Source organism: Geobacillus sp. DSP4a, from assembly GCF_013096875.1.
GTDB classification, from domain to species: Bacteria; Bacillota; Bacilli; order Bacillales; family Anoxybacillaceae; genus Geobacillus; species Geobacillus thermophilus.
The window spans coordinates 31297-55789 of sequence record NZ_SDLD01000022.1; the positions used below are offsets into that span (position 1 = coordinate 31297).

Genomic DNA, 24493 nt, shown 5'->3' on the forward strand with positions numbered 1-24493 from the left:
GGAGGGAACGGCAATGGCTGATTTAAGCATTAACTTAGCGGGAATCAAGTCCCCCAATCCATTTTGGCTCGCTTCCGCCCCTCCCACCAATTCGGGGTATCAAGTGCAAAGGGCATTTGAGGCGGGTTGGGGAGGAGCGGTATGGAAAACATTAGGGGAACCTATTTTGAATGTATCGTCCCGATTTGCGGCAATCAGTTTTAACGGACAGCGAGTCATGGGCTTTAACAATATTGAATTAATCACGGATCGTCCTCTTGAGGAAAATTTAAAGGAAATTTATGAGACGAAAAAACGTTTTCCTGACCGGGCTGTCGTTGCTTCTTTGATGGTCGAGCCCAAGCGCGAAAAATGGCATGAGATTGTGAAGCGAGTAGAAGATGTGGGCGTGGATGGGTTGGAACTCAATTTTGGCTGTCCGCATGGAATGGCGGAACGGGGGATGGGATCGGCATCAGGTCAAGTGCCAGAATTGGTCGAACGACAAACATATTGGGTCAAAGAGGTGGCACGCACCCCTGTCATTGTTAAATTAACTCCTAATATTACCGATATTACGGCGACCGCTGAAGCGGCTGCCCAAGGCGGGGCAGATGCCATCAGTTTGATCAACACAATCAATAGTCTCATGGGGGTGGACTTAGATACGTGGAATACGATTCCACATGTAGCAGGAAAGGGGGCGCACGGGGGATACTGCGGTCCAGCAGTAAAACCCATTGCTTTAAATATGGTGGCCGAATGCGCGCGACACCCGCGTATCCGCATTCCGATTTCGGGAATTGGCGGGATCTCCAATTGGAGAGATGCCGTTGAGTTTATGTTAATGGGAGCGACAGGAGTTCAAGTGTGCACGGCGGTTATGCACCATGGGTTTCGGATTATCGAGGATATGATTGAAGGGTTGAATCACTATCTTGATGAAAAAGGAATTGCTTCCGTAATGGATATTGTAGGGAAATCAGTGTCAAAGTATTCTGATTGGGGAGATTTGGACCTCAATTATAAGGTTGTGGCGCGAATTCATCGTGAGCACTGTATTCAGTGCAATAAGTGCTACATTTCTTGTGAAGATGCTTCCCATCAATGCATTGAGCGTCTCGTAGACGAAAACGGAAAAGAATATTTAAAAGTGCGCGAAGAAGATTGTGTAGGATGCAATTTATGTTCCATCGTCTGTCCGGTTGACGGAGCGATTGAGATGGTCGAAGTGCCAAGCGAACATCCCCCGATGACATGGAATGAACGGCAAGTGGCCCTTGGCCGGCTAAGCGGTTGCAGTGTGGATATCAAATCATTATAAATGAAGGAGGGTATCATGATGACAAAATTGATAAAAAATGGAACAATTGTCACCGCTACAGATATATATGAAGCCGATCTCCTCATTCAAGATGGGAAAATTGCAGTAATCGGGAGAAATTTAGATGAGAGCGGAGCGGAAGTGATTGATGCCACAGGTTGTTATGTGTTTCCAGGAGGCATTGATCCGCACACCCATTTAGATATGCCGTTTGGCGGCACTGTGACAAAAGACGACTTTGAGTCGGGGACGATTGCCGCCGCATTTGGCGGGACGACGACCATTATTGATTTTTGCTTAACGAATAAAGGTGAGCCCCTGAAAAAAGCGATTGAAACTTGGCATAACAAAGCGACGGGGAAAGCGGTGATCGATTATGGGTTCCATTTGATGATCAGTGAAATAACGGACGATGTGCTTGAAGAGCTTCCAAAAGTGATCGAAGAAGAAGGAATTACCTCCTTTAAAGTATTTATGGCGTATAAAAATGTGTTTCAAGCTGATGATGGAACCTTGTATCGGACGCTAGTCGCGGCAAAAGAACTCGGAGCGCTTGTCATGGTGCATGCCGAGAATGGAGACGTGATTGACTATTTAACGAAAAAAGCCTTGGAGGACGGGCATACTGATCCGATTTATCATGCATTAACGAGACCTCCAGAGCTAGAAGGAGAAGCGACGGGGCGCGCCTGTCAATTGACAGAACTCGCTGGTTCGCAATTGTACGTCGTTCATGTATCGTGTGCTCAAGCGGTAGAGAAAATTGCTGAAGCGCGCCATAAGGGGTTGAATGTATGGGGCGAAACTTGTCCCCAGTATCTGGTGCTCGATCAGTCCTATTTAGAAAAGCCGAATTTTGAAGGTGCTAAATATGTATGGTCACCGCCGCTTCGTGAGAAATGGCATCAAGAAGTGCTATGGAATGCCTTGAAAAACGGCCAGCTACAAACGCTCGGATCTGACCAATGCTCATTTGATTTTAAAGGCCAAAAAGAATTAGGAAGGGGAGATTTTACCAAAATCCCAAATGGTGGTCCTATTATTGAGGATCGGGTGAGTATTCTTTTCAGTGAAGGAGTGAAAAAAGGGAGAATTACCCTCAACCAGTTTGTTGATATTGTATCAACAAGAATCGCCAAATTGTTTGGTCTATTCCCGAAGAAAGGAACCATTGCCGTCGGTGCGGATGCGGATTTAGTCATTTTTGATCCAACGGTTGAACGGGTGATTTCAGCCGAAACACACCATATGGCTGTGGATTATAATCCGTTTGAAGGGATGAAAGTAACAGGGGAACCTGTGTCGGTTTTATGTAGAGGAGAATTTGTGGTACGTGATAAACAATTTGTCGGGAAACCGGGGTACGGCCAATATGTTAAACGCGCGAAATATGGGGCGCTAATGGCCGACCAAGATGTGGTGAAAATGTCCTAACGTAAATAAATCATTGAACACCAACAAGCTGTGCCTGGCGGTAAGGATGCGGGTCACGACGAGAAGCGGGGGGTGTGTGATGACTTACCATCAGTTTCTACGTGAGCGAGAAAAGATCGATTACTTAATTGAACAAGGATACTATATGAAAAGCGTAAAAGAAAATTTAAGCGGATCGTTTGTTGAATTTGAGAAAGAAGACTCTTTGTCAGAAACAAGAGATATCCAAACACTGCATATTACAAACGCTGATGCACGCAAATATTTTTCGTCATTATTAATCCGCCAGCTCAGAAAACACCACGAATAGAGAGAAGAATGATGCACATCGCGATAAGCGCCGGAACGAGTTCCTCTATATATCCTCAATCATTATAGAGGCAGGGCCGGCGCTTTGGTTTTCATGAAACAGAGCGCGAATCGCCTAAATGAATGTCACATTTCATAACATAAAACGCGATCGATGATGTTGCTTTCTGTATAATGAAACGTAGAAGGCCATATATAGCCAAGCCGTTACATAAAAATTTGTGATAGAAGCAGGAGCGACCGTTTACGCTACCTAAATTAAAATGGTATTGCCATGATTGGTGTAAGGGGAGTGAAACAAAGTGTATGAAGACTCCTACATTAACGGTTTCTGATATTCTAAAGCGGAAACATTTTGAACATGTTGAAGTGGTTGCAGGGCATAATGGGCTCAACCGCACTGTAAAATGGGTGCATGTTGTCGAAGTTGCGAAAATCCATCATCTGTTAAACGGAAAAGAGCTGATTTTATCTACTGGGGTAGGATGGAAGGAAAATAAGGAACTGTTTCGATCGTTTGTAGAACAGCTTATCAACTGTGACGCTTCGGGATTATGTATTGAAATCGGTATGCATACTCCTTCTGTTCCGCAAGAAGTAATCGATTTAGCGAATGCGCATCACTTTCCGATCATTCTCTTTCTTAAAGAAGTGCCTTTCGTTGAGATCACCCAAGACATCCACACTTATTTAATTAACCAACACTATGAAATCATCTCCGGACTAGAATCATATTCACAGCAATTAAACAAAAAATTACTTTCAATGGATCATTATAGTGAAATTTTAAAACTATTGCACCACTATTCGGGACATCAAGTAGTTTTTAAAATAAACGGCAGAGAGGTGGAGATATTTCCTAAATACAGCAAAACATTTAAGGAAGAACAGTTGATAGTTGACGACAACGCAGCTTCCAAGAAAAGAGTGGCCACCCAACCGATCCAATTTCTTGGGAATGAATATGCCGAGCTATCCATTGTGTCAACCGGAAAGGAAATCAGAGAATTTGATCTGCTGATTTTGGATCGTACGGCAACTGCGCTGGCACAGCATCTGCTTCGTGATTTGTATGTCGATGAAAAAAAGAGAGTAGAAGAAAATGAGTGGTTGAAAAGCTGGCTAGAGGGAGAGCATCCCATTGAAAATGTGTTTAGTTATTTGGCTGAGTATGGGGCAGAGCCAAATCCAAAAGGAGGGACAGTGCTTGTTGTCCGTTTTAAATCTTCAATGAAGCAATGCTCGAATTTAGACATGATTTATTTTAAAATGCTATGCCGGACGATTTTTGAACAACAAGGTTTTTCGACATTTCCTGTCGATTTTCACAGCAGCATCGTATTTATTATGATCAATAACAGGGAAATGAAAACATGGAAAAGTCGAATGAAAATAGGACTGAATTCTTTGCTTGAATCGGATTATATTCAAAAGAAGAAATTACCTCAATTTGTTGTCGGGGTCGGAAAATTTATCGAAAATGTTTCTCATATGGACAAAAGTTATCGGACGGCTTTAGAGACGATCAAAATTCAACATCATCTTGGCGGCAGAGCCAATAGCTGTTTTTATGAGGATTTGCATATCTATCGAATTATTTCCCTTATTCATAAATACAATGATTTGTATGAAGTTGTCATGGAATACTTAGAGCCTGTTCTTCAATACGATGAAAAATATAATGGAAACTTGTTGGAAACGTTAAAGGTATATTTGGCGTGTAACGGTTCAAAAAAAGAAACCGCACAAAGACTATTTGTCGTTAGGCAAACGCTGTATCATCGAATCCAAAAACTAGAGTCGATTTTAGGAGAGGATTTTATGAATCCGGAAAAACGGCTCGCTATTGAGTTTATGATCAAGGCATATGAATATTTACAATCGCAAAGTATGGAAAACAAATATGTGCAGCATGATCGGTTGCGAAGATTGTAAGTAAGAAATCTCCCCCCTGAGAAGCGAAAAGCAGAAGATGCCGTAGGCTTCTAGGGGGATTTCTTTCGTAAAAACATCCATGAGCAATTTTTTGCTCTCCACCGACATGAAAATCTCAGTCCAAGGCGCGCACATTTTCAAAATTTGGTCACATTGTGGAATAAATAGGCTAATCGCTTTTACGCTTTGTCTAGTGAAGGCAATCAAAAACTGGAGGATAATTTTGTGTAACAATACAAAATATTTAGATCATGAACAAAGATAGGAATAAGGAGGAGAATCTGATGTCCATCACCAAACCGGAAACAACGGTTCTCAAAAACTATATCGGCGGACAGTGGGTGGCATCGAGTGGCACAGAAACGCTAGAAGTCCCGAACCCGGCGACTGGGGAAGTGTTGGCGCGTGTTCCGATCTCAACCAAAGAGGATGTCGATCAAGCGGTGCAAGCAGCCAAGAAAGCGTTTGTGACGTGGAAAGATGTCCCTGTTCCCAAACGAGCGCGGATTATGTTTTCATTTCACCATTTGTTAAACCAGCATCATGAGGAATTAGCGGAGCTTGTCGTACAGGAAAATGGCAAAGCGTATAAAGAAGCGTACGGAGAAATTCAACGGGGGATTGAATGCGTGGAGTTTGCGGCCGGCGCTCCGACTTTGTTGATGGGGGAATCGCTGTCGAATATTGCGGAAGAGATTGACTCGGAAATGTTTCGTTATCCGTTGGGAGTTGTGGCAGGGATCACTCCGTTCAACTTCCCCATGATGGTGCCGCTTTGGATGTTCCCGTTGGCGATTGTGTGCGGCAATACGTTTGTATTGAAGCCATCGGAACGGACGCCCATTTTGGCCAATAAGTTAGCAGAACTGTTTACGGAGGCAGGTGCCCCTCCTGGAGTGCTCAATGTCGTTCATGGAGCGCATGAGGTGGTCAACGCCTTGATTGATCATGAGGATATTCGTGCGATTTCATTTGTCGGTTCACAGCCAGTGGCCAAGTATGTGTATGAACGGACAGCAGCGCAAGGCAAACGAGTGCAGGCGTTGTCGGGGGCGAAAAATCATCATATTGTCATGCCAGATGCGGATGTAGAGACGGCCGTACAACATGTGATCAGCTCAGCGTTTGGCAGCGCGGGCCAGCGTTGCATGGCTTGCAGTGCAGTCGTGATTGTCGGGGAAAACGAAACGTTCGTCCGTCGGTTGAAACAAAAAGCGGATGAGTTGATTATTGGGAATGGTATGGATCCGGAAGTGTTATTAACCCCGGTCATTCGGCAGTCTCACCGTGAAAAGGTGCTAGGCTACATTCAGAAGGGGATTGAAGAGGGCGCGGTATTGCTGCGCGATGGGCGAAAGGAAATGGATGATAGACCCGAAGGCAATTTTTTAGGTCCCACGATTTTTGATTATGTCACCCCGGATATGACGATCGCCAAAGAAGAGATCTTCGCACCTGTATTAAGTTTGCTGAGGGCCAATGATTTAGATGAAGCGCTCAGCTATATTCGGAAGTCTCGGTATGGGAACGGGGCGACGATTTATACAAAGGATGCGAAGGCCGTCCGGAAATTCCGTGAAGAGGCCGATGCGGGGATGTTGGGCATTAACGTCGGCGTGCCGGCGACGATGGCGTTTTTCCCGTTCTCTGGCTGGAAAGATTCGTTTTACGGCGATCTTCATGTGAATGGAAAAGATGGCGTGAATTTTTACACGCGCAAAAAGATGATTACTTCCCGGTTTGATTTTTAACCTGTGTTGGGTGAAAGGGGCAGAGAATCATGCAAACTGAACAACCCCACCAACTGTGGCTCGACAAAGACGACCGATATATCTGGCATTCGATGAAGCCATATAACCCACAAGCAACGCTGATTGCGGCCGAAGCGAAAGGCTGCTGGGTGACGGATGCAGCTGGACGCCAGTATTTGGATGCGATGGCCGGGCTCTGGTGCGTCAACGTCGGCTATGGGCGCGAGGAGCTTGCCGAAGCGGCGTATGAGCAGCTGAAGACGCTGGCGTATTTCCCGCTCACGCAAAGCCACCTGCCGGCCATCGGGCTCGGGGAAAAACTTAACGAACTGTTAGGCGATGAGTATGTGATTTTCTTTTCCAACAGCGGGTCGGAAGCAAACGAAACGGCGTTTAAAATCGCCCGCCAATACCATCAGCAACGCGGGGAGCATCACCGGTACAAAATCATTTCCCGCTACCGGGCGTACCACGGCAACTCGATGGGGGCGCTCTCAGCGACCGGGCAGGCGCAACGGAAATACAAATACGAACCGCTCGCGCCAGGGTTCATCCACGTGCCGCCGCCGGATGTGTACCGCGACCCCGATTCAGCCGAAAACCCGCGCCAGCTGCGGGCGGTGAAAGCCATTGACGACGCCATGACGTGGGAATTGAGCGAAACGGTCGCGGCGGTCATTATGGAGCCGATCATCACCGGGGGCGGTGTGCTCATTCCTCCGGACGGGTATATGAAAGCGGTCCAAGAAGTATGTGAGAAACACGGCGCCTTGCTTATTGTCGATGAAGTCATCTGCGGCTTCGGCCGGACGGGAGCGGCGTTCGGATTTCAACACTACGGCGTCAAGCCGGACATTATCACGATGGCAAAAGGCATTACGAGCGCGTATTTGCCGCTGGCGGCAACGGCGGTGCGAAAAGAGATTTATGAAGCGTTCAAGGGAACGGATGAATACGACTACTTCCGCCATGTCAATACATTTGGCGGCCACCCGGCTTCGTGCGCGGTGGCGCTGAAAAATATCGAGATTATGGAGGAAGAGCGGCTGTTTGACCGCTCGCGCGAGGCAGGGGAACGGCTGTTTGATGAGCTCAAAACGAACCTAGCCGGCCACCCGTATGTCGGCGATGTGCGCGGCAAAGGGCTGCTTGTGGGCATTGAGCTTGTCGCTGACAAGGCGACGAAAGAGCCTCTTGATGTGTCGCTTGTCAATCAAGTGATCCATCGATGCAAAGAAAACGGCCTCATCATTGGCAAAAACGGAACGACAGTCGCCGGATACAACAACGTACTCACGCTGTCGCCGCCGCTTTGCATCACGGATGATGAACTTTCGTTTGTGGTCCGCGTCTTGAGCGGGGCGCTAGCGGTCATTCAATAAGAAGAACGACAAACGTCAGCCGGATCGACAGGCTGGCGTTTTGTTTGCCTTCGTGCAGACATTCGGAAAAACATAGAAGCAGGCCGCTGTCGCTAGGGTTGGACGTTCTCCCGCCTATGTGCTTGTTCTTCGAGATGGGAGATTCTTAGACATCTGCCTTAGAGCCGGCTGCCCGATCATCGATTCCTGTGCGTTTGACGAAAGATCGATCATGAACACTGAATGGTCAGAACCGTTTTAACTCCATCCAAATACATACGTTAGTGGAATAGCTAAGTCCTCAAATTGTGCGGAATGCAGCGTGTCTTGTTGCCCGTATGTGGCATGCCGTTGATAGGCTCCTTCGTGCAAATGGTATACATGAATCATTTTGTTAGCCGTATCGACGATCCAATATTCTGCAATGCCATAGTGTTGGTACGTGTAAAATTTTTCGTTGTAGTCTTTTAAAGCGGTTGAAGGTGACAAGACTTCAACAACCAGTGTAGGCGCCCCGTAACATCCTTTTTGGACAATCTGTTTTTTATTGCAAATCACGGCAATATCGGGTTGGACAATGTCATCAGGGGTTTCATACGTTTCATTTTTGCTAAGGAATACATCAAACGGCGCCATAAAAACATAACAATGTTGGTTTTGGAAAAAATGGCGCAAAGCAAAATACAATTCTCCGACGGCAAATTGATGTTCCGAAGATGGAGCAGGTGTCATATTATAGGCTTTTCCATTTATCAGTTCCCAGCGGCCTTCCCATGTTTTCCAGTCAGCGTACGTGTAAATTTTGTTCAAGTCAGGGGTATTGCCCACTGTTTCACCTTCTTTCATCTTAAAGATATGTTTGTTTACAGTTTAACATAAAGAAGTCAAGGAAGTGTAGGAAGGACTTTCATGAGACATTTATTCATCACCCGCCTACGCTGACAACCGGAAGCGAGGGTTTTCTTGGTTCAGAAAGGAATCTGGCGTTTGGTTGTCGAATGACATGAGTGAAAAATGTATGGGAAAGGGAGAGAATGATGTCCGTATTTCAAGCGTTCGTTGTCAACAAAACCGAAACAGAATTTACCGCCGGCGTGCAGACGATATCCATGGATGATTTGCCGGAAGGAGACGTCGTTGTCCGCGTCCATTATTCAAGCGTCAACTACAAAGATGGATTGGCGTCCATTCCGGACGGCAAAATTGTGAAAACGTATCCGTTCGTGCCGGGAATTGATTTGGCCGGGGTGGTTGTCTCGTCGCAACATCCGCGCTTCCGCGAAGGGGACGAGGTGATCGCGACCGGATATGAAATCGGTGTGACGCATTTCGGGGGCTACAGCGAGTACGCCCGGCTGCACGGCGATTGGCTCGTTCCGCTGCCGAAAGGGTTGACGTTGAAAGAAGCGATGGCGATCGGCACGGCTGGGTTCACGGCGGCATTGTCCATTCACAGGCTTGAGGAGCATGGGTTGACGCCGGAACGCGGACCGGTGCTTGTCACGGGGGCGACGGGCGGCGTCGGGAGTCTGGCTGTGTCGATGCTCGCCAAGCGCGGCTATACGGTGGAAGCGAGCACAGGCAAAACGGCGGAGCACGACTATTTGCGCGCCCTCGGCGCCAAGGAAGTGTTGACGCGCGAAGACGTCACGGCTGAACGCATTCGTCCGCTTGATAAGCAGCGCTGGGCCGCGGCAGTCGATCCGGTCGGCGGCCGGACGCTGGCCACGGTGTTAAGCCGCATCCGCTACGGCGGAGCCGTGGCGGTGAGCGGACTGACCGGAGGGGCGGAAGTGCCGACGACGGTCCATCCGTTTATTTTGCGCGGTGTCAGCTTGCTTGGCGTTGATTCCGTCTATTGTCCAATGGATTTGCGTTTGCGCATTTGGGAGCGGCTCGCTGGCGACTTAAAGCCGGATTTGGAGCGGATTGCTCAAGAGATTTCGCTCGCTGAATTGCCGCAAGCGCTTGAGCGCATTTTGCGCGGCGAGCTGCGCGGCCGGACGGTCGTGCGGTTAGGATGACGTTCGGACGCAATCGAACGGAAGCAGCGTCCGAACTTGGTGCTCTCCACATCTTCTTTTTGAATGATCCTTGATGAGTGAAGGCGACGGAAAGGGGAAGTGTGCAGAAGAAGAAAGGAAAGACGCAGGGGGAAGCACCTGCGTCTTTTTTTTGTGATCTCGAACCCATTTTTCGACGTGAGCGTAGGCGGGGGAGCGTTCACCCCCGCAATTGATACCGCTCGAGCTCCGCGAAAAAGTCTTTCACAAACCGGTAAAACACTTTCACCGACGGAGCGAGTTCGTGGTGGTCGGAAATGATAATGCCGACGTTGCGCTTTACTTGCGGCATCTCGATTGGCACTTTGGCGGCGTAGCGAAGAAGGCTTTCCGACAAGGCGCTTTCCGGCAGGAGGGTCACGCCGATGCCAGCGGAGACAAGCCCTTTAATGGCATCGAGATCTTCGCCTTCCGATGAAATGTTGGGCGAAAATCCGGCTTGGTGGCAAGCGTCAATAACGATTTGATGCAAAATGTATCCTTTTGGAAACGTTACAAATGGATCATGGCGCAGTTCGTTCAATACGATCCGGTCGCGGCGGGCGAGCGGATGGCTGTTCGGCAGGAGGGCGGCAAACGGTTCGGAAAACAAAATTTCTCCTTTAATGCCGATTTCACGAACCGGAATCGGTCCGAGAAAGGCAAGGTCGATCTCCCGTTTTTTCACCGCTTCGATTAAATAATAGTACGACCCTTGGCGGAGATGGAACGAGACGTTTGGGTGCTCCGCTTTAAAGGCGGAGATGACCATCGGCATCATGTGGCTTGCCAGGCTTGTCGGAAACCCGATTTTAATCGTTCCGCGTTCCGGGTCCAAATACTCTTCGATTTGTTGCTTTGCATCCTCGACCGCCTTTAACACCGCTTCGGCGTGCGGCAAAAAATGGCGGCCGATCGGGGTGAGCTTCACGTTTCGCCCTTCCCGTTCAAACAGCTGCACGCCAAGCTCCGCTTCGAGGTTGGCAATTTGCCGGCTGATCGCCGACTGCGCGACATGGAGGGCGTCGGCGGCTTCGGAGACGTGTTCGCGCCGGGCGACTTCCACGAAATATTGCAGTTGCCGCAGCTCCATTTTTCTCCCTCCTTTTGATTGATCGCAAAAAGAGATGGATTTTATCTAAATTATATATTGTTTATATTAATTTTGAAAACTACAATGAATATTACAGACAATTCGGAACGGGAGGGGAAGGCAGCATGAAACACTACGGATTACCGGAAGCACAAGGGCTGTATCGCCCGGAATTTGAACATGATGCATGCGGGATCGGGTTTTATGCTCATTTGAAAGGAAAACCGTCGCACGACATTATCAAAAAGGCACTTCATATGCTTCGCCAGCTTGAACACCGCGGCGGACAAGGAAGCGATCCGGAAACAGGTGATGGCGCGGGCATTATGACGCAAATTCCGCATGAGTACTTTCAAGCGGTGTGCGGTGGGATGAACTTGCCGGAAAAAGGGCGCTACGGGGTTGGAATGTTCTTTTTGCCGGAACAGGAAGAGAAGCGGGCGTATTACGAAGCGAAATTCAATGAAATCGTTGCGAAAGAGGGGCAGCGCCTGCTCGGTTGGCGGACCGTGCCCGTTGACAACGACAAGCTTGGCAAACTGGCGCGGCAAAGCAAGCCGTTCGTCCGTCAAGTGTTTGTCGCGGCAAGTGATGACGTGGCTGATGAGTTGGCGTTTGAACGGAAGCTGTATGTGATCCGCAAACAATTCGAAAAATGTGTGGAACACAACGAGTGCTATGTAGCGAGCTTCTCGAGCCGGACGATCGTGTATAAAGGGCTTTTGACGCCGGAACAAATCGATGCGTTTTATTTGGATTTGCAAGATGAACGGTTCCGTTCGGCGTTTGCTCTCGTGCACTCGCGCTTCAGCACGAACACGTTTCCGAGCTGGGAGCGGGCCCATCCGAACCGCTACTTGATCCATAACGGCGAGATCAACACGCTGCGCGGCAACGTCAACTGGATGGCGGCGCGCGAGAAACAATTTGTGTCCGAAGCGTTCGGCGCGGATTTGGAAAAAGTCGTGCCGATTTTGGATACGAACGGCAGCGACTCGTCGATTTTGGACAATGCGTTTGAATTTTTCGTTCTCGCTGGCCGGAAGCCGGCCCATGTCGCGATGATGCTCATTCCGGAACCGTGGTTTTGGGATGAGCAGATGGACGGGGCGAAAAAGGCGTTTTACGAGTACCACAGCTGTCTCATGGAGCCGTGGGACGGACCGACGGCGATTTCGTTCACCGACGGCAAGCAAATCGGCGCCATTTTGGACCGGAACGGTTTGCGTCCGGCCCGCTATTATGTCACCAAAGACGACTACATTATTTTCTCATCCGAAGTCGGCGTCATCGATGTTGACCCGAACAACATTTTATATAAAGAGCGGCTGAGCCCGGGGAAAATGCTGTTGGTTGACCTCGAGCAAGGGCGCATCATCTCTGACCAGGAAATCAAGGAAGAAATGGCTCATGAAAAGCCATATCGCCAATGGATCAACGAGCAAATGATCACGCTTGGCGATCTGGAAATTCCGGAGGACGTCGAAGCGCCGAAGCAGCTTGTCAAGCTGCAAAAAGCGTTCGGCTACACGTTTGAAGATGTGGAAAAAACGATTTTGCCGATGGCGACGGAGGGGAAAGATCCGACGGGGGCGATGGGCATGGATGCGCCGCTTGCCGTGCTGTCCGAGCGGCCGCAAAGCTTGTTCAACTACTTCAAGCAGCTGTTTGCCCAAGTGACAAATCCGCCGATTGACGCCATCCGCGAATATGTCGTCACGTCAACGATGACGCTGCTCGGCAAAGAAGGGAATATTTTGCATCCGGACGCCAAAGCGGCGCGGCGCATTCGCCTTGAGACGCCGCTGTTGACGAACGAAGAACTGGCGGCGTTAAAAGCGAATCCACACCCGGAATTTGCGTGCGCGGTGCTGCCGACGTTGTTTACCGACGATTTGAAAACGGCGCTTGATGAGCTGTTTGCCAAAGCGGATGAAGCGATCGAAAATGGGGCGGCGCTTCTTGTGCTGTCCGACCGCGGCGTTGATGACACGCATGTGGCGATTCCGGTGTTGCTGGCGGTAAGCGGGCTTCATCAACACCTTGTCCGCAACGGGACGCGCACGAACGTCAGCCTGCTTGTCGAAAGCGGCGAAGCGCGTGAAGTGCACCATTTTGCGGCGCTCATCGGCTACGGGGCGGACGCCATCAACCCGTACTTGGCGCTCGAGACCATCCGCCAAGCGTCAGAAAACGGCGTCATCGCCTTGTCGTACCGGGAAGCAGCGAAAACGTACATCAAGGCGGCTGTTGACGGTGTCGTCAAAGTGATGTCGAAAATGGGCATTTCGACGGTGCAAAGCTACCGCGGCGCACAAATTTTTGAAGCGGTCGGCATCGGCGACGATGTCATTGAGGAATACTTCACCGGCACGGCGTCGCAAATCGGCGGCATCGGGCTTGCGGAAATTGCGAAAGAAGCGAAAATGCGCCACGAAGCCGCTTTCGGAGCGCGGCATGAAGACGATGTGCTCGATGCAGGCAGCGAGCTGCAATGGCGGCGCAACGGCGAACATCACGCGTTCAATCCGAAGACGATCCATTTGTTGCAATGGGCGTGCCGGAAAAACGATTACAACCTCTATAAACAATATTCGAAACTGGCCAATGAAGAACAGTTGACGTTTTTGCGCAACTTGTTCGACTTCGATTCGAAGCGCCCTCCGGTGCCGATTGAGGAAGTCGAACCGGTCGAGTCGATCGTCCGCCGCTTTAAAACAGGGGCCATGTCGTTCGGTTCGATCAGCCAGGAAGCCCATGAGGCGCTGGCGATCGCCATGAACCGGATCGGCGGAAAAAGCAACAGCGGCGAGGGCGGCGAAGACCCGGCCCGCTATGTGAAAGATGAAAACGGCGACTGGCGCCGCAGCGCGATCAAACAAGTGGCGTCCGGGCGTTTTGGCGTAAAAAGCCATTATTTGGTTAACGCTGACGAATTGCAAATCAAAATGGCGCAAGGAGCAAAACCAGGTGAAGGTGGCCAGCTTCCGGCCAATAAAGTGTATCCGTGGGTCGGCAAAGTGCGCGGCTCAACGCCGGGAGTCGAGCTCATTTCCCCGCCGCCGCACCATGACATTTACTCGATCGAAGACTTGGCCCAGCTCATTTACGATTTGAAAAACGCCAACAAAGACGCGCGCATCAGCGTCAAGCTTGTCGCCAAGGCCGGCGTCGGCACGATCGCCGCGGGCGTGGCGAAAGGGAACGCCGATGTCATCGTCATCAGCGGCTATGACGGCGGCACGGGTGCGTCGCCGAAAACGAGCATCAAGCATGCCGGCCTGCCGTGGGAGCTTGGTTTGGCGGAAACGCATCAGACGCTCATGCTCAATGGGTTGCGCGACCGCGTCGTTCTAGAAACCGACGGCAAATTGATGACCGGCCGTGACGTTGTGATGGCGGCGCTGTTTGGGGCCGAAGAATTCGGATTTGCGACGGCACCGCTCGTCGTTTTAGGCTGTGTCATGATGCGCGTCTGCCATTTGGATACGTGTCCGGTCGGCGTGGCGACGCAAAATCCGGAACTGCGCAAAAAATTCACCGGGAAGCCAGAACATGTCGTCAACTTTATGTACTTTGTCGCTCAAGAAGTGCGGGAAATGATGGCGGAGCTCGGCTTCCGCACGATCGACGAAATGGTCGGCCGCGTCGATGTCTTGAAGGTAAGCGAGCGGGTGAAAGCGCATTGGAAAGCGAAACATCTCGATCTGTCGCGTCTTCTGTACCAAGTCGATGGACCGCGCACTTGCATCAAAGGGCAAAACCATCGTTTGGAAGAGACGCTTGATCATACAGAAATTTTGCCGGCGGTGCAGCCAGCGCTTGAACGGCAGGAGCCGGTCGAACTTCACCTCGCCATCCGCAACGTCCACCGCACGGTCGGGGCGATGACCGGCAGCGAGATTTCGAAACGCTACGGTGAGGAAGGGTTGCCGGATGATACGATCCGCCTCCATTTCACCGGATCGGCCGGGCAAAGCTTTGCGGCGTTTGTGCCGAAAGGGATGACGCTTGAGCTCGTCGGTGACGCGAATGATTACGTCGGCAAAGGGCTTTCCGGCGGCAAAGTGATCGTCCGTCCGCCGCATGAGGCGCCGTTTGCCGCGGCTGACAACGTCATCATTGGCAACGTGGCGTTTTACGGGGCTACAAGCGGCGAAGCGTACATTCGCGGCCGCGCTGGGGAGCGGTTCTGCGTCCGCAACAGCGGCGTCCATGCTGTTGTCGAAGGCGTCGGCGACCACGGCTGTGAATATATGACCGGCGGCCGCGTTGTCATCCTCGGTTCGGTTGGCAAAAACTTCGCCGCCGGCATGTCCGGTGGGATCGCTTACGTTCTTGCCGATGAAGACAGCTGGCAGCAAACCGCCAACCTTGAGCTCGTCTCATTTGAGCGGCTCGAAGACGAGGAAGAAATTCGCGACGTGCGCCGGATGATCGAAAACCATTACCGCTATACAGGAAGCCCGCGGGCTGCATTGGTGCTCGACGAGTGGGACGATTACGTCCGCCGCTTCGTCAAAGTTATTCCGCGCAATTACAAACTGATGATTGAGACGATCGAAACGCTCGAACAGTCCGGGCTTTCGCACGAAGAAGCTGTCATGGCGGCGTTTGAAACGGTGGCAAAACAGAAAAAAGCGGCTGTCGGCGGCGTCCATCAGCTGCAAGCGGTGGCGAAGTAACGCTGTGGCTTGCGATTGGCCGCGAAGTGACGACGCCGCTTCGGCTCCGCGGCTTCGCGGGGCCCGCTTTTTGATCGGCCAACAGGCGGGAAGGCCGCATGAGAGAAGAGAGGATACGTACGGAAAGAAGGAGGGGAACCATCGTGGGAAAAGCAACAGGATTTATGGAATATGCACGCGAGGAAGAGAAAAAGCGCGATCCGCTTTCCCGTCTTGATGATTGGAAAGAATACACGCAGCCGTTTTCCGAAGACGTGCTGGCCCGCCAAGGTGCCCGCTGTATGGACTGTGGCACGCCGTTTTGTCATATGGGATTGGAGCTAAACGGCCTTACCTCGGGGTGTCCGGTGCACAACTTGATCCCGGAATGGAACGATTTGGTGTACCGAGGCCGCTGGAAAGAAGCGCTTGATCGTTTGTTGAAAACGAACAACTTCCCGGAATTCACCGGCCGCGTCTGCCCGGCGCCGTGCGAAGGATCGTGCACGGTGGCCATTTCCGACCCAGCGGTTGCGATTAAAGGAATCGAACGGGCCATTATTGATAAAGGGTTTGCCGAAGGATGGGTGAAACCGCGCATTCCGAAAACAAGAACAGGGAAAAAAGTGGCCATCGTCGGCTCTGGCCCGGCTGGGCTCGCCTGTGCCGACCAACTTAACCAAGCTGGCCATTCGGTGACGGTGTACGAGCGGACCGATCGCATCGGCGGCTTGTTGATGTACGGAATTCCGAATATGAAACTGGAAAAAGAAGTGGTCGAGCGGCGGGTGCGTCTGCTCGAAGAGGAAGGCATCACGTTTATTACGAACACCGAAGTCGGCAAAGATATTACGGCTGACGAACTGCGTGCTCAGTACGACGCCGTCGTCTTGTGCATCGGGGCGCAAAAGCAGCGCGATTTGGCCATTGAAGGCCGTGAGCTGGAGGGCGTCCATTTTGCGATGGATTATTTGACGGGCGTGACGAAAAGTTTATTGGATTCCAACTTTGCCGACGGCCAGTTTATTGATGCCAAAGACAAACATGTCATTGTGATCGGCGGCGGCGATACGGGGGCCGACTGTGTAGCGACCGCGCTGCGGCAAGGCTGTAAAAGCGTTGTCCAGTTTGGCAAACATCCGGCTCTTCCGGACAAGCGTCTAGACAGCAATCCGTGGCCGCAATACCCGCTCGTCTTTACGCTTGATTATGCATACGAAGAAGCGAAAGCAAAGTTCGGCGCGGATCCGCGTCAATATTGCATTCAAACAAAGAAAATCGTTGGCGACGAGCACGGCCGCGTGAAAGAGCTGCATACGATTCAAATGGAAAAAATCATCGATGAAAACGGCAAAGCGATCTTTAAAGAAATTCCGGGGACGGAACAAGTATGGCCGTGCGATTTGGTGTTTATCGCCATCGGGTTTGAAGGGCCAGAGCAGCCGTTGTTGAAGCAGTTTGGCGTTGAAACGGCCAACAACAAAGTGAAAGCCCCATACGGCAAATATACAACAAACATCGAGGGCGTGTTTGCGGCTGGCGACGCCCGCCGCGGCCAAAGCTTAATTGTCTGGGCCATCCATGAAGGCCGAGGGGCGGCTCGTGAAGTCGATCGGTTCCTGATGGGAGAGACGAAGTTGCCGTCGTAACGGTTGTTTCCTCCTTAAAAAGTGTTGCTTTTTAAGGAGGATTTTTCTTTTGTTCATGAAAATATATTAAGTTATAATGAGGAACTTTCAATAAGTTATAATGAGGAACTTTCAATGTTTCCTTTTGGTTTGATCTCCGTACAAATCGACTTTGATATCCAGTGGTGGGCAACCGACTGATGCGGTTGTGAGGAAGCATCAACAAGGAGTGAGTCAGAGTGAACCGACGATTATGGATGATAACGGCTGTCGGCGCGGTCTTTTTTTTGGCTGTTTGGGCAAGCGTGGCAGCCGGGGTGACAAAGGCGGCTGACGAAGGTGGGCTGCAGCTGTTTGATTCATGGCAATGGCTCGATCCGTTTACGTTTCTCGGCAATGGGAAAACAATAGGCATCATCAGTGTGATGCTTGTCATTGGTTTATGGTTTTTCCGCCGCGATGTCTATGGAATGGTGTTGGTTGTGGCCGCTGTTGGCGGGGGATATGGCATCAATGAGTGGCTAAAACATATCATTGGACGGCCTCGACCTCCTCATGCTGAAATCGGTGGATTTAGTTTTCCAAGCGGCCACGCGATGATCGGGACGATTTACTTGTTGATTTTGGCGTACTTTTTGGCGCAAACGCGCACGAAGCGAGGCGAGCAGGCCGCGATTTACGGCGTTTTTGGAGCGCTTGCCCTGTTGACTGGCTTAAGCAGGTTAAGTCTGCAAGTGCATTATCCATCTGATGTGCTTGGTGGGTTTTTGCTCGGGGTTGCCTATGTATCAGCCTGCCTGGCTCTTTACCGTAGGTTCACTCGCTGAAGCGGATTTTAGAACATGGACAAAAAACGATTTTTGTTTTGATTTCGCGCGGTGAAAAGCAAATTTTGCGGCTTTGTGTTGAGCTTTGCCGTTGTCGAAATTAGGGAGAAAATCTCTTTTTCTATACTATCGCGTTGACCGAGACAATGATACAATGGGGAAAAGGAGGTGAAACGATGGGGCAAGCCGAACTCGTGCAAATGATGGCCGAACTGCTTGACCAAAAGCTCAATCCCATCCACGTGCGGCTCGATCGGATCGAAGGAAATGTCCGAGCGCTTCAAGAAGGGCAAGCGCGCCTCGAAGGCGAGGTGCAAGCACTCAAGGAAGGGCAAGCGCGCCTCGAAGGCGAGGTGCAAGCACTCAAGGAAGGGCAAGCGCGCCTCGAAGGCGAGGTGCAAGCACTCAAGGAAGGGCAAGCGCGCCTCGAAGGCGAAGTGCAGGCACTCAAAGAAGGGCAGGTGCGCCTCGAAGGCGAGGTGCAAGCGCTCAAGGAAGGGCAGGCGCGCCTTGAAGGCGAAGTGCAGGTGCTCAAAGAAGGCCAGGCGCGTTTGGAAGATGAAGTGCAGTTGTTACAGGAGGGACAAGCCCGCTTGGAGCAGCGGCTTTACCGGGTTGAGGAGGATGTGCGCACATTAAAAGCGGATATGAACGCGGTCAAAGGCGATGTGCAAACCCTGAAAGCCGACATGGATGCGGTCAAAGGCGATGTGCAAACATTGAAAGAAGGACAGCAACGGCTTGAAGGGAAAGTTGAACGGGTCGAAGAAAAAGTTGACAACCTCACACTAGAAATGCGGAGCCACTTTCGCTATATCGAGAACATGCTCCATAAGCATCAGGCCGCTCTTGACATGGCTTCGCGGCAGTTCTCTTCGCAACAGTCATCGATCAACTATTTGATCAAAAAAGTGGCAGAGCATGATATGGACATTTTCCACTTAAAAAATGATCTCCAACCATAGTGTCCTGTACTGCAATAAAGAAAACAGTCTAAAGGGTGAGCGGCAACTAGGAAAATACGATGGAATGAGGCGTGTTTTCACTGGTCTTCTAGACAGCTTTTTCAGCATATTTTTATAGAGAGAAAGATCCGAGTCACAAGGGAGGAAGCGATATGGCGGCCCGCGTCGTGAAAACGGGGTATGCGTTGGCGTTTTTGTGCATGATTGCCGGGATGGTGTATTTTTTTGCCGCCAATTGGCCGGAGATGGGGCGAGAGGTGAAAGTCGGGATCAGCATCGGCATGATGGCGGTGTTTTACATCGCAAGCGCGGCGCTTTGGGGCCGCCGTCGTTTCTTAGGGCGTTGGATGTTGATCAGCGGAGTGTTGTCATTGGGCATTGCGTTGGCGTTGGTCGGTCAAATGTACAACTCGCATGCGGACAGTTATTGGCTGTTTCTTGTCTGGCTTGCGCCAACCGCTTTGTTGGCGCTGCTGACAAAAGAACGGGCTCTGTCGGTGATCGCGCTTGTGTTGTTGCAGCTTGCGTGCTGGTTTTATTATTTTCCGTCCGCTTATCGGATTGAGTGGACGGAATGGTCTTCGTTTGGCGTGCTGTCGTTATTTGTGATCGTAAACGGTGCGCTCGTTGTGTTTGCTCGGACACCGCTCATCCGTTGTTTCGCTTACCTAGCCATGCAAGGTTGGCTGCTTGTGATGGACATAACCGGGTTTTCCTATGGGCGCGACGCATGGTGGCCATACGTGTATGCCGTGTTGCTCGCTGTGTTGCTTTATTATTTTCTTGTCATCGCCAAGCAGCGGTTGTATGTGTTGTTGACGAGTTTGTTTGCTGGACTGTTTTTGTTCATTCAATACATTCGCTTGCTCGCTGATCATTATGGAACATGGTTGCTTCTCATTGGGCTCGTGGCGGCTGCTGCCGTGTTGTACGGGGGCGTTGTGCTATTGCGGCGCACGGGGCTGTTTTCAGCAAAGACGAAAGCCGGGAAATGGTTTTTGGCGGCGTTTCAGGCGATTGTCACACTTGCGGCTTCCGCGTTGGCCATCCAAAGCCTGCTTGGCTTGTATTTTCTTTGGACAGAGTCATGGTCGCCTTATGTGCTCTTTTTCATTTCCATCTTTGGATTTGTCGTTCCCGCCTCATTGGGCCGGCATTGGAATGCGGTCGTTCGTTATACTCTGCTGGCTGTTGGTTATGGGCTCGGGGTGGCGATGGCGGGGGAGGTCTCGCGGCTGGCTCTGTTCCTCTATGCCATTGGGCTTGCGATTGGCATCATCCGGTCATCAGACAGCGGAGTGCGCCGGTTGACGACGGCGGCGCTGACGGTCTATTTCGGGATCGCCTTAAGTTCGGCGATGGATGACGGCCGGACGGTGTTGCTCACCTTGGCTTTGGTCAACGGCGGGTTGTATGCGTATGGCCGCTTTCGCGGAACGCCGTTTCTCACTCCGCTTGTCTTGGCGTTCGGAGCGCTTGGGATCGCGACGAGCGCCGATGTATTTGCGGCTGATGGACTGTACGTGGCGTTGAATATCGTCATGGTCTTGGCGCTTGCCTTCTTTCTTTTCCGCGGTCGGCAACTGGAGCGGAAGACCGCTTGGGTGTACACGGCGCTTTATCTCGTGCTGAAATATTACGAGTTCGCCTGGAATTTGCTTCATAAATCGATCAGCTTGCTGGCGGCAGGCGTGGCGTTGCTTGCATGGACATTGTGGCTCGAGAAACGGAATGGCTTCACATGGGCCAAGGGAGTGCGCTGGGGGCGGCGCGTTTCATTGTGGACGCTCATAGTCGTGATCGCTCAATTTTCATTTTTAGGTTATACCGTTTGGCAAAAAGAGCGATTGCTGCGATATGGTGATGTCGTAAAGCTGGAGCTTGAGCCGGTGGATCCGCGTTCCATGCTGCAAGGGGATTATATTCAGCTTCGGTACGATATTTCCACCATTCCGTCGCTTGATGGAAGCGGACGGGTGCAAGTTGGGCTGCGAAAAGGAGCGGATGGGGTGCATCGTTTGGCTGGCGTATATATGGTGAATGGAAACAAAAGGCCGGGATACACGCCGCAGCCTGGGGATGTGATCATCACCGGCACGTTCCACGGCCCGCAAGTCGTGTATGGCATTGAATCGTATTTCATTCCGGAAAAAACGGGGATGACACGGCAAGAGAATGTTCGGTTTGCCTATGTGCGCGTGAGCGAAAGCGGGGATGCGCTGCTCGAAGCGATCCGTGCTGAATAAAGATGGCGCGGGGAAAGCAGGAGAAACTACTCCCCCGCATACCGTTCTAACACGCGGTCGACCGCGTTGCCGTATGTTTCGCCGAATAAATGGAGATGAACGAGCAAGTAAAACAGCTGGTAGAGTGGTTTTCGGTCATGATAATCAGCCGAGAGCGGCATAAGCTCGCGATAGCTTTCATAAAACCGGCGCGGAAAGCCGCCAAACAGCTCGGTAAACGCGATCTCAAACTCATGATGGCCATATAAAACAGACGGATCGATCAAATACGGCACTCCGTCTGGCCCCGGAATCCAGTTGCCGCTCCATAAATCGCCGTGCAACAGCGACGGGAAACAGTCATCCGGAAGCCATTGGTCAAGCCGCTCGAGCAGCCATTCGAGACGTTTGTGCCGCTTGGCGGGCAGGAGGCCTCTCTCCGCCGCCCGCGTCATTTGTGGTCTAAGGCGGGCGGCGCGGTAATAGTCGGGCCAGCGGCCGTACCAGCCGTTGCGCTGCGGCAGCGTCCCGATGTACGTATCGCGGTCAAGGCCAAACGCCGGGCCGCGGCATTGATGGAGGCGGGCAAGGCCGTGTCCGAGCTGTTCGGCCGTCTGCGCCGTTTCCGTTCCTTCGACCCATTCCAAGACGAGCCAGCCCCAGCCGTTCGCTTCCCCGAAGCCGAAGGTATGCGGAACGTTGATGGCGCGTGCTTGCCTGATCAGCTCGAGGCCCATCTGTTCGGCAGCGAAAAATCCACTCGGCGGGAAACGTTGCATTTTGATAAAGTACGTTTGCTTGCCGCTTTGGACGCGATAGGCGTCATTGATGTCGCCGCCTGAGACGCGGCGCCAATGGCGGATGCGGGAGTGATCGCCGATCGATTCGAGCGCCATTTGCAACATCGTTTCTTTGTTCATTCCGCCGCCTCCGTCAACTGCCGCTCCAGCTCGTTCAGCACCTCGCCGATTTTCCGGCCGTGAATGACAGCGTCGGCGAGATCGTCCAAGTCAGTCGGCTCCCAATTGATGATCACGAGTTTAGCCCCACTCCGCTTGGCAACAAGCGGCAGCTGGTTGGCTGGGGATACCTGCAGAGAGGAGCCGAGCACAACGAACAAGTCCGCTTGGCGGGCCGCTTCCCACGCTTGATCGATGGCTTTCTCCGGCAGCGGCTCGCCAAACAGCACGACCGACGGGCGCAAAACTCCGCCGCATTCGCACGTCAACACACCGTGCAAATAGACAAAGCTTGGCTTTGTTTGCCCGCACCGCTGACAATGGACGGTGCGGAGCGAGCCGTGAAGTTCGATGACGCGTCGGCTTCCCGCTTCTTGGTGAAAGCCATCGACATTTTGCGTCACAATCGTCTGCACGATCCCGCGCCGCTCCCAATCGGCCAACAAGCGGTGTCCGTCATGCGGTTGGCACTGTTGCAATGTGCGAATGCGATATTGGTAAAACTCGACGAACGATTCACGGCGATGATGCAATGCATCGATGGTCGCGAGTTCGCTCGGATTGAAACGCGCCCACAGCCCGGTGCGCGGCGAACGGAAATCGGGCAGCCCGCTTTCCGTTGACATGCCGGCGCCGGTCAGCACGACGGTTCGGCGCGAGGCGGCCAGCCATGAGGTGATGGTCATTCCGTTTCCCTCCTTACTGTCGCAACCATAGCGACTCTCATTTCTGATGCTTCATCTCTTTCCACCAATCATTTTACTTTTCCTTTTCACTCGTTTCCAGTATGATAGATTGGGTGGAATCGATTCCAAAGAGGGGGAAAACACTTGGGAACAATTCCAGCACCGATAGCGCTTTACCTTTACGAACAAGTACACCGGTTGATGGAAAATCGCCAAATCCCGTACTTTTCTTGTCCGTCTGTCGTGGACAGAGGAAGTGGCAAATCCACAATGAGGGCAGCGCTCCTGGGTCTCTGTTTTCTCTACATGAATCGCATAACCATAGGAATGAAGTTCTTGTTTAATCACTTTCAATTCTGGCAATCCTAGTGGTATCGAAAGCACTTACGAGACCTCCTTAATGTTGATTTCACCGCTAACATTATGGCCAGGATCTCGTCAGTACTTTCTCTTTTTTGTCACTAAATCACAAAATTTGGTGATGAACCAGAAAAAATGGACAAGGAGGCGGAAATCCATGAGCAAAAAAGTGTTGATCATCACCGGCGACGCTGTTGATGCGCTGGAGGTGTATTATCCGTATTATCGTTTGTTGGAGGAAGGGCATGACGTAACGATTGCCGCGCCGAAGAAAAAGAAACTGCACACCGTTATCCATGATTTTGCCGACTGGGATACGTATGTGGAAAAGCAAGGCTATTTGATCGACGCCCATGCGTCGTTCGCCGAAGTCGATCCGGCGCAATACGATGCGTTAGTCATTCCGGGCGGGCGCGCTCCGGAGTACATTCGCCTTGATGAGAACGTGCAGCGCATCGTTCGCCATTTCTTTGAGGCGAATAAGCCGATTGCCGCCATTTGCCACGCCTCGCTCATTTTTGAAACAATGCCGGATTTGCTGAAAGGACGGAGTTTGACAGCGTATATTGCCTGCAAGCCGGGGGTTGAGGCGCTAGGAGCGACGTATGTGTCTGACCATACAGTCCACGTTGACGGCAACCTTGTCTCCGCCCATGCATGGCCGGATTTGCCGGCGTTTATGCGTGAGTTCCTTCGATTGCTCCAATAGCCAAAAAGCGGTCTCCCTTTGGGTGAGGGGAGACCGCTTGTGCATGCAACAGGGTTTTGGGTGCGGCGGGCGGCGCTGTTTTTCATGGCTAAAGGTTCCCGCTTGTGATGGCGGGTTTTATCTTAATTAGGCGAGAAGACTCCCACTTCAACGAAGCGAAGCGGAGTAAGTGGGAGATGAATCGCCTTAACTATATTTTGCTGAAAATAGGATAGATTCAGTAAAATATAGTATAATATAGT

17 protein-coding genes and 1 pseudogene are annotated in these 24493 nt (G+C 51.4%); 13 read left to right on the forward strand and 5 right to left on the reverse strand.

The features are described from left to right. Window positions 1–13 precede the first annotated feature (13 nt). The 6 genes from preA to ETC02_RS09420 all read left to right on the forward strand — a co-directional run bounded on the left by preA (window position 14) and on the right by ETC02_RS09420 (window position 8114). A complete protein-coding gene (gene preA, locus ETC02_RS09395) occupies window positions 14–1303 on the forward strand; it encodes an NAD-dependent dihydropyrimidine dehydrogenase subunit PreA (protein WP_171698231.1) in 1290 nt (429 codons plus the stop codon). Between the two features lie 18 nt (window positions 1304–1321). After that, window positions 1322–2737 (forward strand): dihydropyrimidinase, encoded by a 1416-nt coding sequence (gene hydA, locus ETC02_RS09400; protein WP_033011084.1) that lies wholly within the window; start codon window positions 1322–1324, stop codon window positions 2735–2737. Window positions 2738–2816: 79 nt separating this feature from the next. Continuing rightward, entirely contained in the window at window positions 2817–3047 is a 231-nt protein-coding gene (locus ETC02_RS09405) for a hypothetical protein (RefSeq protein ID WP_011230920.1), read from the forward strand. Between the two features lie 305 nt (window positions 3048–3352). Then, window positions 3353–4981 (forward strand): PucR family transcriptional regulator, encoded by a 1629-nt coding sequence (locus tag ETC02_RS09410; protein ID WP_171698232.1) that lies wholly within the window; start codon window positions 3353–3355, stop codon window positions 4979–4981. Window positions 4982–5265: 284 nt separating this feature from the next. After that, window positions 5266–6732: a CoA-acylating methylmalonate-semialdehyde dehydrogenase gene (locus ETC02_RS09415; protein WP_171698233.1), complete on the forward strand. Its 1467-nt coding sequence runs from the start codon at window positions 5266–5268 to the stop codon at window positions 6730–6732. Between the two features lie 29 nt (window positions 6733–6761). After that, on the forward strand, window positions 6762–8114 hold the full coding sequence (locus ETC02_RS09420) for an aspartate aminotransferase family protein (RefSeq protein ID WP_171698234.1): 1353 nt from the start codon (window positions 6762–6764) through the stop codon (window positions 8112–8114). A 237-nt stretch (window positions 8115–8351) separates the two neighbouring features. Here the strand turns inward: ETC02_RS09420 and ETC02_RS09425 are convergent, their stop codons facing one another. Beyond that, window positions 8352–8939 carry a Uma2 family endonuclease gene (locus tag ETC02_RS09425; RefSeq protein ID WP_171698235.1) on the reverse strand — a complete coding sequence of 196 codons (588 nt, stop codon included), beginning with the start codon at window positions 8937–8939 and terminating at the stop codon, window positions 8352–8354. 191 nt (window positions 8940–9130) lie between these two features. Between ETC02_RS09425 and ETC02_RS09430 the strand changes: the two genes are divergently transcribed. Then, entirely contained in the window at window positions 9131–10117 is a 987-nt protein-coding gene (locus ETC02_RS09430) for an NADPH:quinone oxidoreductase family protein (protein WP_171698236.1), read from the forward strand. Window positions 10118–10316: 199 nt separating this feature from the next. Here the strand turns inward: ETC02_RS09430 and gltC are convergent, their stop codons facing one another. After that, entirely contained in the window at window positions 10317–11228 is a 912-nt protein-coding gene (gltC, locus tag ETC02_RS09435) for a glutamate biosynthesis transcriptional regulator GltC (RefSeq protein ID WP_015374618.1), read from the reverse strand. Window positions 11229–11353: 125 nt separating this feature from the next. On the opposite strand from gltC, the gene gltB reads away from it, so the two are divergent. From gltB to ETC02_RS09460, 5 genes are all read left to right on the forward strand, one after another. Next, window positions 11354–15913: a glutamate synthase large subunit gene (gene gltB / locus ETC02_RS09440; RefSeq protein ID WP_171698237.1), complete on the forward strand. Its 4560-nt coding sequence runs from the start codon at window positions 11354–11356 to the stop codon at window positions 15911–15913. A 143-nt stretch (window positions 15914–16056) separates the two neighbouring features. Next, window positions 16057–17541, forward strand: a complete 1485-nt coding sequence (locus tag ETC02_RS09445; protein WP_171698238.1) for a glutamate synthase subunit beta — start codon at window positions 16057–16059, stop codon at window positions 17539–17541. Window positions 17542–17777: 236 nt separating this feature from the next. Then, window positions 17778–18347, forward strand: coding sequence for a phosphatase PAP2 family protein (locus ETC02_RS09450; protein WP_063211808.1), 570 nt, complete (start codon window positions 17778–17780; stop codon window positions 18345–18347). Between the two features lie 176 nt (window positions 18348–18523). Further along, a complete protein-coding gene (locus ETC02_RS09455; RefSeq protein WP_063211806.1) occupies window positions 18524–19312 on the forward strand; it encodes a hypothetical protein in 789 nt (262 codons plus the stop codon). A gap of 152 nt (window positions 19313–19464) precedes the next feature. Beyond that, window positions 19465–21558: a GDYXXLXY domain-containing protein gene (locus ETC02_RS09460; RefSeq protein ID WP_063211804.1), complete on the forward strand. Its 2094-nt coding sequence runs from the start codon at window positions 19465–19467 to the stop codon at window positions 21556–21558. Between the two features lie 26 nt (window positions 21559–21584). On the opposite strand, the gene ETC02_RS09465 is transcribed toward ETC02_RS09460, so the two are convergent. From ETC02_RS09465 to ETC02_RS09475, 3 genes and pseudogenes are all read right to left on the reverse strand, one after another. After that, window positions 21585–22457 (reverse strand): fructosamine kinase family protein, encoded by an 873-nt coding sequence (locus tag ETC02_RS09465; protein WP_063211802.1) that lies wholly within the window; start codon window positions 22455–22457, stop codon window positions 21585–21587. Beyond that, window positions 22454–23182 (reverse strand): NAD-dependent deacylase, encoded by a 729-nt coding sequence (locus ETC02_RS09470; protein ID WP_049625599.1) that lies wholly within the window; start codon window positions 23180–23182, stop codon window positions 22454–22456. Before ETC02_RS09470 ends, ETC02_RS09465 begins: the two co-directional genes overlap by 4 nt. A 90-nt stretch (window positions 23183–23272) precedes the next feature. Beyond that, window positions 23273–23566, reverse strand: a pseudogene (locus ETC02_RS09475) (transposase family protein); the annotation flags it as partial. 133 nt (window positions 23567–23699) lie between these two features. Between ETC02_RS09475 and ETC02_RS09480 the strand changes: the two are divergent. Continuing rightward, window positions 23700–24251: a DJ-1/PfpI family protein gene (locus ETC02_RS09480; RefSeq protein WP_063211798.1), complete on the forward strand. Its 552-nt coding sequence runs from the start codon at window positions 23700–23702 to the stop codon at window positions 24249–24251. Window positions 24252–24493: the final 242 nt, after the last annotated feature.

Excerpts from the sequence above, each read along its gene's own strand:
- ETC02_RS09405 (WP_011230920.1), top strand. The coding sequence starts at position 2,817 with ATGACTTACCATCAGTTTCTACGTGAGCGAGAAAAGATCGATTACTTA.
- ETC02_RS09420 (WP_171698234.1), top strand. The coding sequence starts at position 6,762 with ATGCAAACTGAACAACCCCACCAACTGTGGCTCGACAAAGACGACCGA.
- ETC02_RS09425 (WP_171698235.1), bottom strand. The coding sequence starts at position 8,939 with ATGAAAGAAGGTGAAACAGTGGGCAATACCCCTGACTTGAACAAAATT.
- ETC02_RS09450 (WP_063211808.1), top strand. The coding sequence starts at position 17,778 with ATGATAACGGCTGTCGGCGCGGTCTTTTTTTTGGCTGTTTGGGCAAGC.
- preA (WP_171698231.1), top strand. The coding sequence starts at position 14 with ATGGCTGATTTAAGCATTAACTTAGCGGGAATCAAGTCCCCCAATCCA.
- ETC02_RS09480 (WP_063211798.1), top strand. The coding sequence starts at position 23,700 with ATGAGCAAAAAAGTGTTGATCATCACCGGCGACGCTGTTGATGCGCTG.
- ETC02_RS09410 (WP_171698232.1), top strand. The coding sequence starts at position 3,353 with ATGAAGACTCCTACATTAACGGTTTCTGATATTCTAAAGCGGAAACAT.
- ETC02_RS09460 (WP_063211804.1), top strand. The coding sequence starts at position 19,465 with ATGGCGGCCCGCGTCGTGAAAACGGGGTATGCGTTGGCGTTTTTGTGC.
- gltB (WP_171698237.1), top strand. The coding sequence starts at position 11,354 with ATGAAACACTACGGATTACCGGAAGCACAAGGGCTGTATCGCCCGGAA.
- ETC02_RS09415 (WP_171698233.1), top strand. The coding sequence starts at position 5,266 with ATGTCCATCACCAAACCGGAAACAACGGTTCTCAAAAACTATATCGGC.
- ETC02_RS09430 (WP_171698236.1), top strand. The coding sequence starts at position 9,131 with ATGTCCGTATTTCAAGCGTTCGTTGTCAACAAAACCGAAACAGAATTT.
- ETC02_RS09470 (WP_049625599.1), bottom strand. The coding sequence starts at position 23,182 with ATGACCATCACCTCATGGCTGGCCGCCTCGCGCCGAACCGTCGTGCTG.
- ETC02_RS09455 (WP_063211806.1), top strand. The coding sequence starts at position 18,524 with ATGGGGCAAGCCGAACTCGTGCAAATGATGGCCGAACTGCTTGACCAA.
- hydA (WP_033011084.1), top strand. The coding sequence starts at position 1,322 with ATGACAAAATTGATAAAAAATGGAACAATTGTCACCGCTACAGATATA.
- ETC02_RS09465 (WP_063211802.1), bottom strand. The coding sequence starts at position 22,457 with ATGAACAAAGAAACGATGTTGCAAATGGCGCTCGAATCGATCGGCGAT.
- gltC (WP_015374618.1), bottom strand. The coding sequence starts at position 11,228 with ATGGAGCTGCGGCAACTGCAATATTTCGTGGAAGTCGCCCGGCGCGAA.